At 69.7% G+C, this 1,204-nt stretch carries 1 protein-coding gene; it reads left to right on the top strand.

The genetic code is table 11. From position 1 onward, the window contains the following. Positions 1–1,204 (top strand): hypothetical protein (locus ACFWI9_RS34515; RefSeq protein WP_387169302.1); only part of this gene is annotated, 1,204 nt, incomplete at both ends.

Below are 1,204 nucleotides of genomic sequence, written 5' to 3'. Positions count from 1 at the left end.
GCGCGGCACGCTGCCGATTCAGGTCGACCGCGGTATCTACTCCCCGGTGATCACCGTCGCCGATGGCAACGCGGTGGGCATGCTGCATCTGGTCACCACGCCCACCGTCGGTACTCCGTTGCGGCAGAGCACGACGGGTCAGATCAACCTTGAGAGCCACCTGGTCAACACCGCGAAGGTCGACCTCTCCTCGAAGTACACGAGCGGTCTCGGTGTCAGCGGTAGTGCTGCCGCCGCCCTCACCGGCGACCACAGCCAGAAGCACCCGAACGCGTCGAGCGTCATCGGCGGCAGCCTCGGCCTGCGCGGGCAGGTGCAGGGGACCGTCACCAACACGTACAGCGCGGGCAGTTCCGCCGGCACGATGCACGCCATCCGCACCAACCGGAGCCACCTCCTCACGCCCTCCGGCGTCACCTACCAGGTCACCCTGATCCGGCCGAACGGCACCGAGACACAGGCGCCGGCGCTGACTCAGACGCACGGTATGGACCTGCGGGTCCTGAGCAAGGCGGACGCCATCGGGCATGCGCCGGCCGATGACGAGACGCGTGAACTCCCGGACTCGCTGGAGCGGTTGGACGGCATCGGGCTGAGCGCGGCGCCGCTCGACGTCACTGGCACGGACGGCATGTTCGACGAGGCCGAGACGTGGTTGCGCCGTGAGGGTTTCCTGCCGCCCGCTGCAACTGCCCCGCGCCCCACGGGAGTTACGGCCCGCTTGAAGCAGGCGGTACGGGACCACGAGCCCGAGCATCAGATCCGGTTGCACGCGCAGCTCAACAACCTGCGCCGGTTGCGCGAGGCGCGCTCCCGCACCGGGTTGCGTGCGGCCACCGATGCGATGGTTGACGGCGGGCACGCGCTGCACTTCGAGGTGCCGAACAGCACCGACACCGGTGTTCGCCGGGTGCGGCTGCTGCTCACCGCCGTCCGTGACACCACGCGGGCCAGCACCCACAACCTGGTCCTGCCGGGTATCCAGGTCATGGGTCTGGCGCAGATGGGGGGCAGCGACGCCGAGCAGCGCGGTGAGTCGTACGGCGGCGCGGCCGGACCGATGGCCAGCATCAGTGGACCGACGGGATCCTGGGGGTCCATCGGGTTCGGGGGCGACTACCAGTACGGCCGGCAGATCACGCACGGCGACACCGTGGGCGGTGCCACCGGGCACGACCAGTTCTTCATCGCCACCGGCCAGGAC

Origin of the sequence: Streptomyces sp. NPDC127084, from assembly GCF_042724175.1 — a bacterium.
Classification (GTDB): Bacteria; Actinomycetota; Actinomycetes; order Streptomycetales; family Streptomycetaceae; genus Streptomyces.
This window is presented reverse-complemented; position numbering and strand designations above follow the sequence as displayed.